Source organism: Massilia polaris (assembly GCF_012927275.1).
GTDB lineage: Bacteria > Pseudomonadota > Gammaproteobacteria > Burkholderiales > Burkholderiaceae_D > Telluria_A > Telluria_A polaris.
In genome coordinates this window covers 152,292-168,156 of record NZ_JABBGG010000010.1, presented here as the reverse complement: position 1 = coordinate 168,156, position 15,865 = coordinate 152,292, and the positions used below count along the sequence as shown (strand labels likewise).

Genomic DNA, 15,865 nt, shown 5'->3' with positions numbered 1-15,865 from the left:
CATGTGTAAAGCATGCCGCCAGCGTTCAATCTGAGCCAGGATCAAACTCTTCAGTTTAATCTCTGTTTGTTGGCATTTCTGCCACTCGCATTGCTGCGAGGTCGCTCACTCAAAATACTGACCGTTACTCATTGCTGAGCAACGTATTTCTTTTTTGTGAACATTTGATAATTTAAGTAATCAGTAACCGAAGTCACTGGCACCTTCATCAAACGCCCACACTTATCGACTGTTAATTTTTAAAGAACTTTATTCGGTACTGCTTGCTGCTTATCGACAAAGCGTTGTGTTTGTCAGCAACAGAGAAGCGAGATTATGCAGTGTTTCGCGATGCTCGTCAACTTCTTTTTTCCTGCCGTCTCTTCAGAAGACGCCCGATGAATCTTTCGCAACTACTTGATTTCGTACAACAAAATCAGCGGGAGGCGAACTATAGCAAACGTTGGCGGGGTCGCGCAAGTATTTTTAATTGGTGATGATTTATCGCTGGCTCAACCGCACCCAACTCTTCGATGCGACAAAAATCGCGACCGGCAACATCACCATATGGACCAGTGAAGTCCAACCGGGGTCGATACTCACATTCAGTACCGCAACTTCATTCAGGGCGAGGTAGCCGAACACGCAGGCCAGCAATTCAAAAGTCCGTGGATTCCCCGTCAATGCCCCGATCGCCAATGACCACGCAGGTAGCGACGCCGCCACAATAAGGATCGCCAGGGCGGTCATTGGTTGCGTCGCGCCAAAGCGCATCAGCGCAGGCAGATTTACCAGGGCACCAAGCGCGAACAGCACGGTCCAACGGGCCAGCAGGACACGCTTTCCCGCACCGGTGGCGCTGAAAATAAGCGGGCCGGTGCGCGTCGTACGCTCATGGAGTGCAGCCTGACCATATCTGTCGAGCAACAGCGCCCAGCTCCCGACGACGGCGAGCGCCGCAGCAGGAATTGGCGCAAGCATCCCCGCGCCCGCCGTAAACAGTAGCGCCAGCCACCACCAGCCCGGCCGCTGACGCAAGGTCAGCTGCAATTCGGCAGCGACCAGCGTGCCCAGCTGCGTCGATTGAAGCGGTGACATCAGCAAGTCCAGCAAGCGCATGCTACGCCCGCTACCGCTGGCGGACGCCGCGCGCGGCTTTTCACAGCTTGCGGCCGCCCGGTCGAGCCACGGTGCGCACAGCAGGACGCCTCCTGTCGCCAGCAGCAGCCAAAACAGGCGGCCCGCCACCATCGGGGCATCTTGCTGCCATTCGGGCCACGCAAACCGGTCGCGCCGGTGATTCTTCACGCCGCAGACCATGCAGAACCCGGTTCGCAGTGCCTCATCCTTCAGCTGTGGCGCCACCTGGCGGACCAGCGAATACTGGAACACCATCATCCCGCGCGGATCGCCAAGCCACGGGCCGCCGCCTTCGCGCGCCGCAGCGGAGTTCATCCCGGGAACCGTGGCGGCAAGCGAAGCGATCCACAGGATAAAGAAAAGCACGTTGCCGGCAGTGCGGCGCAGCCAGGGAATGAGGTCGAATACCAGCGCCAGCAATGACGTGAGGGCAAGCGATGGAATCGCGAGGAACAGCGCCGGCTTGACCAATTCCACCAGGTCGAGCTGGAGATTCTCGCCGCGCACCATCTGCGCCGCCACGCCCACGGCGAGCGCGCCGGCCAGCACCAGCGACAGGACCGCCATGTTGCTGCACCATTTGGCCAGCAGGTAGGCGGACCTTGTCAGCGGCGTCGCCACGAGCAGCTGCCACACGCGGGTCTCGAAGTCGCGCACCACGGTCCCGCGCACAAGATAGAAACCCACCAGCGAGAGCCAGACCGCCAGCATCGCTACCACCATGCCGATCCATGCGCTTGAATACTCTCCGCGCAGGTGGCCATTAATCCCCAGCACCACGTAGTTCTGCTCCATGGTTGGAAAACTCCACCAGCTGGCCATGCACAGCAGCGCCTGGATTACCCAGAACTTGGTTGAACGCATCCGCTCCCGCAGGTCGGCGCCGACAATCGCGCCGAAACGGCGCACGCTTTCCATATCAGCGCTCCTCGCTGTCGGCCAGCAAGGACACATAGGCATCCTCGAGCGACGGCTGTACCGCCTCTGCGCCGGGCCCCGGCGAAGTCGGGGACATCAGGCGCACGCGGACCCCGTCGGCACGGCGCAAGCTGTTGCTGACATGATGGGTGGCGCGGATTTCATCGAGCCGCTCCGGCTCCACGGTCCAGTCCCACACCTTGCCGTCCGCACGGCCTAGCAACGCCTCCGGACTTCCCGAGAAAACGAGTGCGCCCTTGCGCATGACTGCCAGTGCCGTCGCGCTCGCCTCCACGTCCGACACGATGTGCGTACACAGTATGACCAGCCGCTGGCCCGCCAGTTCCGTCAGCAGGTGCCGGAAACGCAGGCGCTCGCCAGGATCGAGGCCCACGGTCGGCTCGTCGGCGATCAGCAGTTGCGGATCGTTGAGCAAGGCCTGGGCGATCCCGACGCGCTGACGCATGCCTCCCGAGAAATCGCCAAGGCGGCGGTCAGCATCCGCGCTCAGCCCAACCTGTTCGATGCATTCGTCGACGCGGCGCCGCGCCAGCTTCTGAGGCAGTCCCTTGACCGCGGCGAGATAGCGCAGGAATTCGCGCGCGCTGAGCGCCGGATAGACGCCGAAGTCCTGCGGCAGGTAGCCGAGCGACACGCGCAGCGCATCCGGATCGCGCGAGATATCGACGCCCTTCCAGATGATGCGGCCTTCCGTCGGCCGGGTCAGCGTGGCCAGCATGCGCATCATGGTCGACTTGCCGGCGCCGTTTGGACCGAGCAGGCCGAGGATGCCGGGGCCAAGCGACAGGCTCACCCCATCCACGGCGGCGTGCCCGCCAGGATACTTAAAGCTGACACCGTCGAGCCGCAGCAGCTCGCCCTGGGCCTGCCGCGGTACCGGCGGCGCTAGATAGGTTTGGTCCAGTGGTGCCATCATCATCTCCTGAAGTCATTACTGCACGGGGCGAAATCGCGAATGCAGGTTCAGACGGTATTAGACGGCAGGCAGCGCTGCGGCGGTACTGTCAATACTGACAGTTTGCCATCATTGATCAGAGCAGGCGGAGCATCGCCGCCTTGATGACGGCGGCGGTTTTGTTCGTCGTGCCCAGTTTTGCGATGGTGTTGTTGACGTGAAAATTGACCGTGCGCTCCGAGATATTCATGATCTCGCCCACTTCGCTCGACGTCTTGCCGTCGGCGGTCCAGCGCAAGACGTCGATTTCGCGCGCTGTCAGCACGACTGGTTCGTCGCTGCCGCCCTTGGCCGACAACAGCGACGTCATGCGTTCATGGGCGAGTTGAACCAGCCACGCCATCCGCGGCGCGTTGTGGCGCAGTTCGGCTTCGGACAAGGGCTCTTCGGATCGCGCCAACGACAGCAGTCCGGCGACGCCCCTCGCATCGAACGAGGACTGCGCCCAGCCGACGCGCACGCCGTGCGAATTCGCATCTTCCCAGAAGTGACGGCAATCCTGGAACACGCTGTCGGACCACACCAGCGGCAATACCGACCTCATCCCGTGGGCGACGGTCGGGTCGATGGACAGGTAATCTTCGGCGACGTAACGCTCCTGCCACGCGGGTGCGTAGTTATTGAGCATGAACGTCTTGGGATTGGATAAAGGCAGCGGCTTGCGCATGCCATAGGCGCAGTAGTCGAAACCGAGTTCCTTTACCGCCTTGGCCAGGCTGGCAAAAAACTCGGTCTCGTTTCGTGCGGAAAGAAAAGCTTGCAGGTGCGCGTCCTGCCAATCGATCATCTTGTAACCCACCGGACGCTCCTGTTGGCCGGTCTTCTTACAGGCCGTCGAACTTCGGCGCGCGCTTTTCGAGGAACGCGCTCATGCCTTCTTTTTGCGCAGGGGTGCCGAAACCAGCGTGGAAGTAGCGGCGCTCGTAGCGAACGCCTTCGGTCAGCGTGGTCTCGAACGCGCGGTTGACCGCATCTTTGATCTGCATGGCGACAGACACCGGCATGGCGGCGATCTGGGTCGCAATGGCAATCGCCTCTTCGATCAGTTTTTCGGTAGGCACAACGCGCGACACCAGGCCGGTGCGTTCCGCTTCGGCCGCGTCGATCATGCGGGTGGTCAGCAGCATGTCCATCGCTTTCGACTTGCCGATGGTGCGCGGCAAACGCTGGGTGCCGCCGGCGCCAGGGGTGACGCCGACCTTGATCTCCGGCTGTCCGAACTTGGCGTTTTCAGCTGCGATAAGGAAATCGCACATCATGGCCAGCTCGCAGCCGCCACCCAGTACATAACCGGCGCAGGCGCCGATCACTGGCTTACGGATATTCAGGATGTGTTCCCAGTTGCGGCCGATGTAGTTGCCGCCGTGGGTGTCCTGGTAATTGTAGTTGGCCATGGCCGCGATATCGGCGCCCGCCGCGAACGCTTTCTCGCTGCCGGTCAGGACGATGCAATTGATGTTGCTGTCCGCGTCAAACTTGTAGAGCGCATCGCCCAGCTCATTCATCATGTTGTCGTTCAACGCGTTCATCGCTTTTGGACGGTTCAGGCGAATGACAGCAACCTTGCCATGGGTTTCGATCAGCAAATCAGAATACTGCATGGGACACCCCTTTATTAAATTGATACGGAATTCGCGATTGTAGCGTCAGTTACCCTGCCTGCCTATTGCCCGGCACGCTTCGGCATCAGCACCCAGACCTGCCCGCGCTGCTTCATGCGGCCCGCCTTGTCCCCCGCCTCGCTGCCAAAACCGTAGAAGAAGTCCGCGCGCACCGCGCCGCGAATCGCGCCGCCGGTATCCTGCGCCATCATCAGTCGCTGCATCGGCACTTCGCTCGCAGCCTCGGTGGTGGCCAGGAAGATCGGTGCGCCCAGCGGAATGAAGGTCGGATCGATCGCCACCGACCGGGCTGGCGTCAGCGGCACGCCCAGCGCCCCCTTCGGTCCCACGCGCGGATCAGGCAGGCGCTCTTCCTTGAAGAAGATATAGCTCGGATTGGCATTGAACAGCTCCTGGCGGCGGCCCGGGTTGGCCTCGATCCAGCCCTTGATGCCCTGCATCGTCGCCTGCTCGGCGGTCAGTTCGCCCTGCTCCACCAGCCAACGCCCGATTGCCTTGTACGGATGGCCGTTCTGGTCGGCGAAGGCGACGCGCACGGTTTCGCCCGTGTCGGCCAGTGCCACGCGGCCGGATCCCTGCACTTCGAGGAAGAACGCATCGACCGCGTTATCGACCCACAGCAATTCCTTGCCATTGGCGTCGGCCCGTTCGATCTCGGCGCGCGTGCCGTACGGGATGACTTTCTTGCCGACCAGCCGGCCGCGCAGGCGCATGCCCTTCAGGCTTGGATACACGCCTGCCAGGTCGACGGTCAGCAAATCATCCGGCACTTTAAATAGCGGCGTCTGGAATTCGCCGCCGCGTTTGCGCGCGCCTCGCAGCAATGGCTCGTAGTAGCCGGTGACCAGGCCGGTGTCGGCTCCGTCTTCCGCGCGGATCAGGTTCGGCACGAAATAGCTCTCGAAGAAGGCGCGGATGGCGGCGCCGTCATTGGCGTCGATGACCCGCGCGGCAGTGCATGCCTGGCTCCAGTCGGCCCGGCGCACCAGCACGATGCATGAGTTCATGAACGACGGCCACGCTTCGCGCAGCTCGTCGCGGTCCCAGCCAGGCAAGGCGCTGAATGTCGACGGCGTCATCAACGGCGCAGGCTCGGGCTTCGGTGGCGGCGGAGCCGGCACCGGCATCGGCGGCGGTACAACCTTCACCGGCGGCGGCATAATGATGGGCGGTGGCGGCGGTGTTGTGGTGCAGGCCGTCAACGTCAATGCGACGGCTCCCAGCGAAACGAGTAAACTGCGGCGTGTAGATAACATAAGGAATGATATGTGGTTGCTGATGATTGAAGCGGGTATCGCGCTGTTCTTGCTGCTGTTTATTGTGTGGTGGACGATGTACTCGGGACCGAAACACAATGACGACCAGGCGGCCGACAACCCGCCCGTGCCCGCCGACGACAAAGCGCCCGGCGAGCAGGACCGCTGATCAGTGCAAGGTGCGCGGCAGCGACAGCACGAATTCGGGAATCTTGACCTCGAACCGATGGCCGTCCTCCGCGACGCAGAAATATTCGCCAAACATCGAGCCCTGCGGCGTCGGCAGCGGCGTGCCGCTGGTGTATTCGAACTGTTCGCCCGGCTTGAGCAGCGGCTGGTGCCCGACGACGCCAAGCCCGCGCACTTCCTGCACATGGTTGTTGCCGTCGGTGATAACCCAGTGCCGTGAAATCAGCTGGGCCGGCACGCTGCCGGTATTCTTGATTGCAATGGTGTAGGTGAAGACGTAACTGCTGTTGCCTGGGTCGGACTGTTCCGCCAGGTACTGGGTGCTAACGGTCACAGCGAAGTCATAAACGGCCATCGATACCTCTCGCGTATTGCTATTTGTGTTGCTCTTGTGAACTAAAGGTGCCCGCAGCGCGGGTGTTCCGTCCATGATACATCGCGCCGTTAAATACGGGCGTGGCGCAATGGCCGTTGGCGAACAGCGTAAAATGGCGCATCTTTAATCCATTGCAAGACCACGTCATGACCACTTTCCGCATCGCTCCCAGCATCCTGTCCGCCGACTTCGCCCGCCTTGGCGAGGAAGTCCGCAATGTCGTCGCAGCCGGCGCCGACATTATCCATTTTGACGTGATGGACAATCACTATGTTCCCAACCTGACGATTGGGCCGCTGGTATGCCAGGCGATCCGTCCCCACGTGCAGGTGCCGATCGACGTGCACCTGATGGTCAGGCCGGTCGACCGCATCATCCCGGACTTCGCCAAGGCCGGCGCCAACATCATCACCTTCCACCCTGAAGCGTCCGAGCACATCGACCGCACGCTGCAGCTCATTCGCGACAACGGCTGCAAGGCCGGCCTGGTGTTCAACCCGGGCACCCCGATGCACTACCTCGACCACGTGATGGACAAGATCGACATCATCCTGATCATGTCGGTCAACCCGGGCTTTGGCGGCCAGTCCTTCATCCCTGAAGCGCTCAAGAAGATCGCCTACGCACGCACGATGATCGACAAATCCGGCCGCGACATCCTGCTGGAAGTCGATGGCGGCATCAAGATCGACAATATCGCCGCCGCTGCCGCGGCAGGCGCGGACACCTTCGTCGCCGGCTCGGCCATCTTCGGCCAGCCAGACTACAAAGACGTCATCGACGCGATGCGCGAACAGCTGGCCACCGTCGGCAAGTAACAATAACGGGAGGGCTACCGCTTAGTCCATGTAGACTTCGCGATACAGGGAGTTTAGCTCCGCTGCCATCTCGGGATCGCACGTTTCGGCGTCGCACACGCAGCGTCCCTGGCCGTACTCGAGTGCATGGGGTGCATGCAGGACCGTCGCGGCCAAGGTCGCCGACATTACATGCGCGGCATACAGCCGCACGGCTGCCATGTCCTCGGCCGGCGGTCAGCGCTTCGATTTCGCCCGCCAGCGAGCGGCCTGTCAGCGTTCGGGCCGGGACGAATGGTCCCTGCCCGGCTACGCCGCGCTTGCAACTCCAGGCATATGCGCTGTGGCGGGGATCAATATCTACCATGCAGATCTTGCGGCCTTTGCGGGCGCGTAATACCGCCAGGTTGGCAGCCACGAGCGTCCTGAGAGCTTGCCCTGCGATACCGGCGATGGCGACAATCATCGGGCAGCTCCAGGCTGGCCAGTATTTCCCTTGAACTCTGCGCCAGGCAACTGCCGGGCGATGGTTTCGCTCAGCAGCTGGGCGAATGAAACACGCACGCACAGCCAGACCTGGATCCTTGCGCCACCGGCGCAGACAGCGATGCGCATGAATTCCAGCGCCTCCCCGCACACCCGCATCGTCAGCTGGCGGCAAGGTCGTGATCGATCCGGCATCGACCGTCATGCGGATCGTGCACGTCTCTGCGGAACATGCCGATGGAGCAGGTGCACGCCGGCGCCGTGGGTAAAAGCTAGCAAACGTCTTCATGATGCCTCCGCCAGTAATACGTCATTGACGGAATAAGCGTATCAAGCAAACCGTAAAAAATTTCTAAAAAAACATACCCTGCCTTGTAAGCAAAGCGTAAAAAAATTATTCTCATCGGGCCGCACGTTTACACCTTGTTTATGGTTTAACCCGTGTTCTTGACACCGTTTTTAGATGGCAGTGGGTACGATTGCCTCAGCGTCAAAGAAACGAAAAGGGAAACCACACGATGAATCAGGTCGACCAGCCAGTTGCGGAAAGCCTGCGTCCGGAAGTGCCACGAGCGCCCGAACCTCCTCATATCCGGGTGGCCGGCCCCGAGGACATTGCGGCACTGGTTAATATAGAAGAGGCCAGTTTCGATTCCGACCGCCTTAGCCGGCGCAGCTTTCGCCACCTTCTTACTGAGGGCAACTCTCTAACACTGATTGACGAGGTGGACAACCAGGCGCGCGGCTATATAACCCTGCTGTTTCGTGCCGACGTGTCGCTGGCGCGGGTGTATTCCATCGCCACCGCGCCTGGCTGGCTGGGCCAGGGCGTGGGATCTGGATTACTGCGCGCTGCCGAAGAATTAGCCCTCGCTCACAACTGCGTGGCTATGCGACTGGAGATTCGCAAGGACAACCTGGCTTCGCAGCTGATGTTTGTTCGCCATGGATATGTCGTCTTTGGGGAGCACGCTGGTTACTACGAAGATGGCATGGACGCACTGCGGCTCGAGAAATCGCTGACAGCGCGCTTGCGTCCCGAGCTGGCCCGCACCGCTTACTACCGGCAGACCCTGGGTTTTACTTGCGGAGCGTCCTGCCTGATGATGGCCATGAAGGCGTTCGACCGCGACCTGGTGCTGGACCGAACGCTTGAACTTCAGATTTGGCGCGAGGCGACCACGATCTACATGACTGCTGGCCATGGCGGCTGCGGACCCTACGGACTCGCCCTGGCCGCGCACAGGCGTGGCTACCCGACCGAAATTTACGTCAATGGCGACGGCGTGCTGTTTCGCGAGTCGGTCCGCAGTGAAGAGAAGCGCGACGTCATCACCCTGGTCCACGACGATTTCGTCCGCCAGGTGCGCGAGGCCGGCATCGCCGTTCACCACAAGGTCGCAGGCACGGCCGAACTGACCCGCTGCTATGCCAACGGCGGCATCCCGATGGTACTGATCTCGACCTACAGGCTCACGCGCGAGCGCGCCCCGCATTGGGTTGTCGTCACCGGCTGCGACGACCGCTATTTTTTCATCCACGACCCGGACAACGCCAGCGGGCGAGCGCCCGACGAGCGGATCAACATGGCCATTCTGAAGAAAGATTTTGAACGCATGGCGCGTTATGGCCGTCATGCCACCAAAGCCGTGGTTGTCATTTACCCCCCATCCCAGTAGTCCAACGAACGGCCTCAAGACCGGCCGGTCCCCACCCCGATAAATTATGGAAATAATTCGTAGCAAGCTACCACGCCCCGCGATTGCACACTTTGCAGCCCACGCCGACGACGATTCCAACGAGCCTCCCGCCAACCCGCGCAAGGCTTCCCTCCGGTCGCGCGCCACGATCCCACGCTTGATTATCGTCGTTGAGCAGCTCAAAGACTGGCCCGATGCCTCGACGCCGTACAAGATCGTGACTGCCGCCCAATTCCTGGGCTCTCCCGACCATCATGCGGCACCAGGCACCACCATCATCAACCTGTGCCGCAGTTACAAGTACCTGTCGGTCGGTTATTACTGCTCGCTGCTGGCCGAGGCCAGGAGGCAGGCGGTGCTGCCCTCGGTGAAGACGATCAACGACCTGTCGCGCAAGGCGATCTACTGCCTCGACACGGACGAGCTGGACTACGCCCTGAACCAGTCGCTCGACCACCCGGACGACCGTCCCATGCCGGTCGAGTTTTCGATGGATATCTATTTCGGCACGACCGGATACACGCCGCTGGCCGGGCTGGCGCGCCAGATTTTCGAGACCTTCCCAACGCCGCTGATGCGGGTCGAATTCGAACGCGACGAGGACAGGCGGAAAGCGAGGACATGGTCGTCATCGACGACTCCATGTCGATCCTGCGCTGCACCAACAAGGTCTACCTCGCCGACCTGATGCGCCTGAACAAAATACCGACACCGCGCACTTATGCGCTTCAGCGGGCGGACGTCACGGATATCGGCGAGATCGAGCGCGAGATCGGCTATCCGATGGTCATGAAGATCCCCGACGGCGCATTTTCGCGCGGGGTGACCAAGGTGACTACCGCGGAAGAATTCCAGGAAACTGCCCAGACCCTTCTGACACAATCGGCCCTGATTCTGGTACAGGAGTACATGTACACGGATTTCGACTGGCGCATCGGTGTGTTGAATCGCGAGGCGATCTTCGCAAGCAATATTTCATGTCAAAAAATCACTGGCAGATCGCCAAGCGCGACGCCGGCGGCCAGGCGAAGTTTGGCGCGGCACGCGCCGTCCCGCTGGACGAAGTACCAGCCGACCTGTTGGCATACGCGGTCGCTGCCGCCAACCTGATCGGCGATGGCTTGTATGGAGTGGACATGAAAATGACCGCGCGCGGTCCGGTGGTCATCGAAGTCAATGACAATCCGAACATCGACGCCGGCAATGAAGACAGCGTGCTGGGTAACGACATGTACCGTATTGTCCTGCGCGACCTGGTGCGCCGGCTGGATAATGCCCACGGCGCCCAGGTAACGATCCGGCAGAACGAGGTGGTCAAGCGCCTTGCTGGCTGGGGCGCCATACTCGCGGTTCCGACCATGGTATTTAGCCTGTATGGCATGAACTTCGATGTCATGCCTGAATTGAAATGGCGCTGGAGCTACCCTACTGTCATGCTTGGGATTGTCGCGGTGAGCGCATATTTGCACCGCAGGCTCAAGCGCGCTGCCTGGCTGTAGGCCTGCCGGCTCGTTCCGACGTGATTGTGAGAATTTCCGATAAAATACCTTACCGATGCTCATCTCTCCTTCATGTTTACCAACTCCACCAAGTCGCCTCATTCCCCGATCCGCGCGGCGATCATCGACCTTGACGGCACGATGCTCGACACGATCCCCGACTTCCACGTCGCGATCAACCGCATGCGCGCCGAGTTCGACCTGGCCGCCATCACGCAGGAAGCGATTGCGCTGATGGTCGGCAAAGGCTCGGAGAACCTGATCCGCAGCGTGCTGGCGCAGGACTTCGACGCCGCCGGCGTCGAACACCGCATCGGCGAGGCGATGGACGCCTACCAGCGCCACTACCTGGACATCAACGGCCAGCACAGCACGCCGTATATCGACGTCGAGGCCGGACTGAAGGCGATGCGCGCACAAGGCCTGCGCCTTGCTTGCGTGACCAACAAGCCGCTGGCGTTCGCGCTGCCGCTGCTGGCGCAAAAGGGACTCGCGCCGTACTTCGAGATTGTTTACGGCGGCGACTCGTTCCCGCGCAAGAAGCCGGACCCGATGCCGCTGCTGCAGGTCTGCAGCGATTTCGGCCTCAAGCCGCACGAAGTGGTGGCCATCGGCGACTCCTCGAACGACGCCGAAGCGGCGCGCGCGGCGGGCTGCTATGTGCTGACTGTGCCATATGGTTATAACCACGGACGGTCTATACACGAAACGGATTCCGATGGTATAGTTGAATCGTTGCTTCAAGCAGCAACCCTGATTCAAACGCATAACCACAGCGCACACTGAACCAAATACGCATGTTTTTCACCAAAAAACACCATGTCACGCAAGCCGGCTCGATTGAGGCCTGGCTTTGGCGACGCTGGCAATCCTGGGCCAAGTAACCCACTTGATTGCTGTCGTCTGCACCTGCACGCCGACAGGTTTTTTGAAACCCACCGCCATCCGTAACCATGTCTGGCGGCCTGGAGAAAAGCATGACCGAACTCGAATTCCAATCGCTGGCCGCTGAAGGCTATAACCGTATTCCATTGATCGCGGAAGCTTTCGCCGATCTCGAAACCCCGCTCACGCTCTACCTCAAGCTGGCCCAGACCCAGAACGCCGGCAAGAACACCTTCCTGCTCGAATCGGTGGTCGGCGGCGAACGCTTCGGCCGCTACTCCTTCATCGGCCTGCCGGCGACCAGCGTGCTGCGCACCTTCGGCAGCCGCACCGAGATCGTCAAGAACGGCAGCGTCATCGAAACCGACGACGGCAACCCGCTCGACTTCATCGAACAGTACCAGTCGCGCTTCAAGGTCGCGCTGCGTCCCGGCATGCCGCGCTTCTGCGGCGGCCTGGCCGGCTACTTCGGCTACGACACCGTGCGCCACATTGAACGCAAGCTGGCCAACGGCGCGCCGAAAGACGACCTTGGCCTGCCCGACATCCAGCTGATGGTGACCGAGGAACTGGCGGTCATCGACAACCTGTCCGGCAAGCTGTACCTGATCGTCTACGCCGACACCACCCAGCCCGAGTCGTTCTCGAAAGCGCGCCAGCGCCTGAAGGACCTGCGCATGATGCTGCGCCGCGGCGTCGACGCACCGGTGACATCGAGCTCGGTGCGCACCGAAGCGATCCGCGACTTCAGCAAGGAAGACTACCTGAAGGCGGTGGCCCGCGCGCACGAATACGTGATGGCCGGCGACCTGATGCAGGTGCAGATCGGCCAGCGCATCCGCAAGCCCTACGTCGACAATCCACTGACCTTGTACCGCGCGCTGCGTTCGCTGAACCCGTCGCCGTACATGTACTACTACAATTTCGGCGACATGCAGATCGTCGGCGCCTCGCCCGAGATTTTGGTCCGCAACGAGACCCTGCCCGACGGCGGCCGCAAGGTCACGCTGCGCCCGATCGCCGGCACCCGCCCGCGCGGCGCGACGCCGGAACGCGATGCGCAGCTGGCCGAGGAACTGCTGGCGGACCCGAAGGAAATCGCCGAACACGTGATGCTGATCGACCTGGCCCGCAATGACCTGGGCCGCATTTCGGAAATCGGCAGCGTGGTTGTCACAGACCGCCTGGTCATCGAAAAGTACTCGCATGTGCAGCACATCGTCTCGAACGTCGAAGGCAAGCTGAAACAAGGCATGTCGAATCTCGACGTGCTGCGTGCGACCTTCCCTGCCGGGACCCTGACCGGCGCGCCGAAAGTGCGCGCGATGGAAGTCATCGACGAACTGGAACCGACCAAGCGCGGCATCTACGGCGGCGCCTGCGGCTACCTGTCGTTCGGCGGCGAGATGGACGTGGCGATTGCGATCCGCACCGGCGTGGTCAAGGACGGCATGCTGTACGTGCAGGCCGCGGCCGGCATCGTCGCCGACTCGATTCCCGAGATGGAATGGCAGGAAACCGAAAACAAGGCGCGCGCCGTGCTGCGCGCGGCAGAACAGGTGCAAGACGGCCTGGATGGGGAGCTCTGACATGCTGCTGATGATCGATAACTACGACTCGTTCACCTACAACCTGGTGCAGTACTTCGGGGAGCTGGGCGAGGAAGTGCGCACCGTGCGCAACGACGAAATCACGATCGAAGAGATCGAAGCGATGAAGCCTGACCGCATCTGCATTTCGCCGGGGCCGAAAACGCCGGCCGAAGCGGGCATCTCGGTTGCGATCCTCGAACACTTTAAAGGCAAGGTGCCGATCCTGGGCGTGTGCCTCGGCCACCAGGCGATGGGCGCTGCGTTCGGCGGCAAGGTCATCCGCGCCAAGAAGGTCATGCACGGCAAGACCTCGCTGATCGCGCACACCGGCGAAGGGGTGTTCAAGGGACTCCCGAGCCCGTTCACCGTGATTCGCTATCACTCGCTGGCGATCGAGCGCTCGTCGCTGCCGGCCTGCCTGGAAGTGACCGCGTGGACCGACGACGGCGAAATCATGGGCGTGCGCCACAAGGAATACGACATCGAGGGAGTGCAGTTCCACCCCGAGTCGATCCTGTCCGAACACGGGCACGCACTGCTGAAGAATTTCCTCGAGCGCACAGCGCGATAACCCAGGAGCCACCATGCCGATCACCCCACAAGAAGCCCTGCTGCGCTGTATCGAACACCGCGAGATTTTCCACGACGAGATGCTGCACCTGTTCCGCCAGATCATGTCCGGCGAAATGTCGCCGACGATGGTCGCGGCGCTGACGATGGGCCTGCGCGTCAAGAAGGAAACCATCGGCGAGATCGCCGCCGCGGCGCAAGTCATGCGCGAGTTCTCGACCAAGGTGCCGATGGCCGACACCACCAACCTGCTCGACATCGTCGGCACGGGCGGCGACGGCGCTCACACCTTCAACATCTCGACCGCGTCGATGTTCGTCGCCGCCGCAGCCGGTGCGCGCGTCGCCAAGCACGGCGGGCGCAGCGTGTCGTCGTCGTCCGGCAGCGCCGACGTCATCGAAGCACTGGGCGCCAACATCAACCTCAAGCCCGAGCAGATCGCGCAGTCGATCGCGCAGACCGGCATCGGCTTCATGTTCGCGCCGAACCACCACGCGGCGATGAAGCATGCAGCGCCGGTGCGCCGTGAACTGGGCGTGCGCACGATCTTCAACATCCTCGGACCGCTGACCAACCCGGCCGGCGCCCCGAATATCCTGATGGGCGTATTCCACCCCGACCTCGTCGGCATCCAGGTGCGCGTATTGCAGCGCCTGGGCGCGCAGCACGCGGTAGTGGTCTGGGGCCGCGACAACATGGACGAAGTGTCGCTCGGCGCTGCGACCATGGTCGGTGAGCTGGTCAACGGCGAAATCCGCGAATATGAAATCCACCCGGAAGACTTCGGCATGCAGATGATCGCGAGCCGCAACCTGAAGGTAGCGAATTCCACTGAATCGATGGCGATGATGATGGAAGCGCTGAACGGCGAGCCTGGCGCGCCGTACGACATCGTCTGCCTGAACGCAGCGACGGCGTTGTACGCGGCCGGTGTCGCGTCGTCGATCGAAGACGGCCTGGCGAAGGCGCGCGCGGCGATCAACTCGGGCGCGGCGAAGGCCAAGCTCGAACAGTTCGTCCAGGTTACCCAGCAACTCGGTGCGAGCTAACAGATCATGTCAGACATTCTTAATAAAATCCTGGCGGTCAAGGCGGATGAAGTCGCCGCCGCAAAGAAGCACCGTGACCTGGCCAGCCTGCGCCGCGAAGTGGAAGCTGACGCTGAAGGGCGCCGCAACCTGCGCGGTTTCGAAGCGAGCCTCCGCAAGCAGATCGCGGCGGGCAATGCTGGCGTCATCGCGGAAGTAAAGAAAGCGTCGCCATCCAAGGGCGTGCTGCGCCAGGACTTCCGTCCCGCGAATATCGCGGAGAGCTATGCGCGGCATGGTGCGGCGTGCCTGTCGGTACTGACCGACGTGAATTTCTTCCAGGGCTCGGTCGAGTACCTGAAGCAGGCGCGCGCGGCGGTTGAGATTCCGGTGCTGCGCAAGGACTTCATGATCGGCCTGTACCAGATCTATGAAGCCCGTGCGATGGGGGCGGATGCGATTTTGCTGATCGTCTCGGCGCTTGATCATGGGCTGATGGCGGAGATGGAAGCGTGCGCGCTAGAGCTGGGACTGGATGTGCTGGTTGAAGTGCATGATGGCGACGAGCTAACCGCTGCACTCAAGCTGCGTACGCCGCTGGTGGGCATCAACAACCGCAATTTGCGGACGTTCGAAACGTCGCTGGAGACCACGATTGGGCTGCTGCCGCGCATACCGGCCGAGAAGCTGGTGGTGACGGAATCGGGGATCATGGTGCCGGATGATGTGAAGCGCATGCGCGATGCGAATGTGCATGCGTTCCTGGTCGGTGAAGCGTTCATGCGCGCGCCGGATCCGGGTTTGGAATTGGAACGGCTGTTCGGCTAAGAAACGGCGGATGACGGGGGACGC

The 15,865-nt window shown here is 61.6% G+C and carries 18 protein-coding genes; 11 read left to right on the top strand and 7 right to left on the bottom strand.

Translation table 11 applies throughout. The features are described 5' to 3' along the window. Positions 1-480 precede the first annotated feature (480 nt). From HHL21_RS17450 to mltA, 5 genes are all read right to left on the bottom strand, one after another. Complete coding sequence (locus HHL21_RS17450) at positions 481-2,037, bottom strand: ABC transporter permease subunit (protein WP_169468192.1); 1,557 nt, start codon at positions 2,035-2,037, stop codon at positions 481-483. Between the two features lies 1 nt (position 2,038). Beyond that, positions 2,039-2,971, bottom strand: coding sequence for an ABC transporter ATP-binding protein (locus HHL21_RS17445; protein ID WP_169468190.1), 933 nt, complete (start codon positions 2,969-2,971; stop codon positions 2,039-2,041). A 118-nt stretch (positions 2,972-3,089) separates the two neighbouring features. After that, positions 3,090-3,812, bottom strand: coding sequence for a LuxR family transcriptional regulator (locus HHL21_RS17440; protein ID WP_370659750.1), 723 nt, complete (start codon positions 3,810-3,812; stop codon positions 3,090-3,092). A 25-nt stretch (positions 3,813-3,837) separates the two neighbouring features. Next, the gene (locus HHL21_RS17435; protein WP_169468188.1) at positions 3,838-4,614 is read right to left on the bottom strand and encodes an enoyl-CoA hydratase; all 777 of its coding nucleotides are present in this window, start codon (positions 4,612-4,614) and stop codon (positions 3,838-3,840) included. A gap of 62 nt (positions 4,615-4,676) precedes the next feature. Next, a complete protein-coding gene (mltA, locus tag HHL21_RS17430; protein WP_502570490.1) occupies positions 4,677-5,642 on the bottom strand; it encodes a murein transglycosylase A in 966 nt (321 codons plus the stop codon). On the opposite strand from mltA, the gene HHL21_RS22315 reads away from it, so the two are divergent. Beyond that, positions 5,641-6,060 (top strand): hypothetical protein, encoded by a 420-nt coding sequence (locus HHL21_RS22315; protein ID WP_502570488.1) that lies wholly within the window; start codon positions 5,641-5,643, stop codon positions 6,058-6,060. The two genes, mltA and HHL21_RS22315, sit on opposite strands and share 2 nt — an antisense overlap. On the opposite strand, the gene apaG is transcribed toward HHL21_RS22315, so the two are convergent. After that, complete coding sequence (gene apaG / locus HHL21_RS17425) at positions 6,061-6,435, bottom strand: Co2+/Mg2+ efflux facilitator ApaG/CorD (protein ID WP_169468184.1); 375 nt, start codon at positions 6,433-6,435, stop codon at positions 6,061-6,063. It lies immediately after the preceding gene. Positions 6,436-6,602: 167 nt separating this feature from the next. On the opposite strand from apaG, the gene rpe reads away from it, so the two are divergent. Continuing rightward, positions 6,603-7,274 (top strand): ribulose-phosphate 3-epimerase, encoded by a 672-nt coding sequence (rpe, locus tag HHL21_RS17420; protein WP_169468182.1) that lies wholly within the window; start codon positions 6,603-6,605, stop codon positions 7,272-7,274. 21 nt (positions 7,275-7,295) lie between these two features. On the opposite strand, the gene HHL21_RS17415 is transcribed toward rpe, so the two are convergent. Beyond that, positions 7,296-7,475 (bottom strand): hypothetical protein, encoded by a 180-nt coding sequence (locus HHL21_RS17415; protein ID WP_169468180.1) that lies wholly within the window; start codon positions 7,473-7,475, stop codon positions 7,296-7,298. Between the two features lie 782 nt (positions 7,476-8,257). Here HHL21_RS17415 and HHL21_RS17410 point away from each other — a divergent pair. The 9 genes from HHL21_RS17410 (at position 8,258) to trpC (ending at position 15,841) form a co-directional block, all read left to right on the top strand. Next, complete coding sequence (locus HHL21_RS17410) at positions 8,258-9,418, top strand: GNAT family N-acetyltransferase/peptidase C39 family protein (protein ID WP_169468178.1); 1,161 nt, start codon at positions 8,258-8,260, stop codon at positions 9,416-9,418. A 178-nt stretch (positions 9,419-9,596) separates the two neighbouring features. Continuing rightward, positions 9,597-10,127 (top strand): RimK-like ATPgrasp N-terminal domain-containing protein, encoded by a 531-nt coding sequence (locus HHL21_RS17405; protein WP_169468170.1) that lies wholly within the window; start codon positions 9,597-9,599, stop codon positions 10,125-10,127. Further along, a complete protein-coding gene (locus HHL21_RS21805; RefSeq protein ID WP_229496534.1) occupies positions 10,061-10,549 on the top strand; it encodes an ATP-grasp domain-containing protein in 489 nt (162 codons plus the stop codon). Before HHL21_RS17405 ends, HHL21_RS21805 begins: the two co-directional genes overlap by 67 nt. A gap of 26 nt (positions 10,550-10,575) precedes the next feature. After that, positions 10,576-10,938, top strand: coding sequence for a CorA family divalent cation transporter (locus HHL21_RS21800; protein WP_370659754.1), 363 nt, complete (start codon positions 10,576-10,578; stop codon positions 10,936-10,938). 72 nt (positions 10,939-11,010) lie between these two features. Then, positions 11,011-11,724 carry a phosphoglycolate phosphatase gene (locus HHL21_RS17395; protein WP_169468166.1) on the top strand — a complete coding sequence of 238 codons (714 nt, stop codon included), beginning with the start codon at positions 11,011-11,013 and terminating at the stop codon, positions 11,722-11,724. Between the two features lie 191 nt (positions 11,725-11,915). Continuing rightward, positions 11,916-13,412 (top strand): anthranilate synthase component I, encoded by a 1,497-nt coding sequence (gene trpE, locus HHL21_RS17390; protein WP_169468164.1) that lies wholly within the window; start codon positions 11,916-11,918, stop codon positions 13,410-13,412. Between the two features lies 1 nt (position 13,413). Then, positions 13,414-13,986, top strand: a complete 573-nt coding sequence (locus tag HHL21_RS17385) for an anthranilate synthase component II (protein ID WP_169468162.1) — start codon at positions 13,414-13,416, stop codon at positions 13,984-13,986. 13 nt (positions 13,987-13,999) lie between these two features. Next, the gene (gene trpD / locus HHL21_RS17380) at positions 14,000-15,034 is read left to right on the top strand and encodes an anthranilate phosphoribosyltransferase (protein WP_169468160.1); all 1,035 of its coding nucleotides are present in this window, start codon (positions 14,000-14,002) and stop codon (positions 15,032-15,034) included. A 6-nt stretch (positions 15,035-15,040) separates the two neighbouring features. Further along, complete coding sequence (gene trpC, locus HHL21_RS17375) at positions 15,041-15,841, top strand: indole-3-glycerol phosphate synthase TrpC (RefSeq protein ID WP_169468158.1); 801 nt, start codon at positions 15,041-15,043, stop codon at positions 15,839-15,841. Positions 15,842-15,865 lie beyond the last annotated feature (24 nt).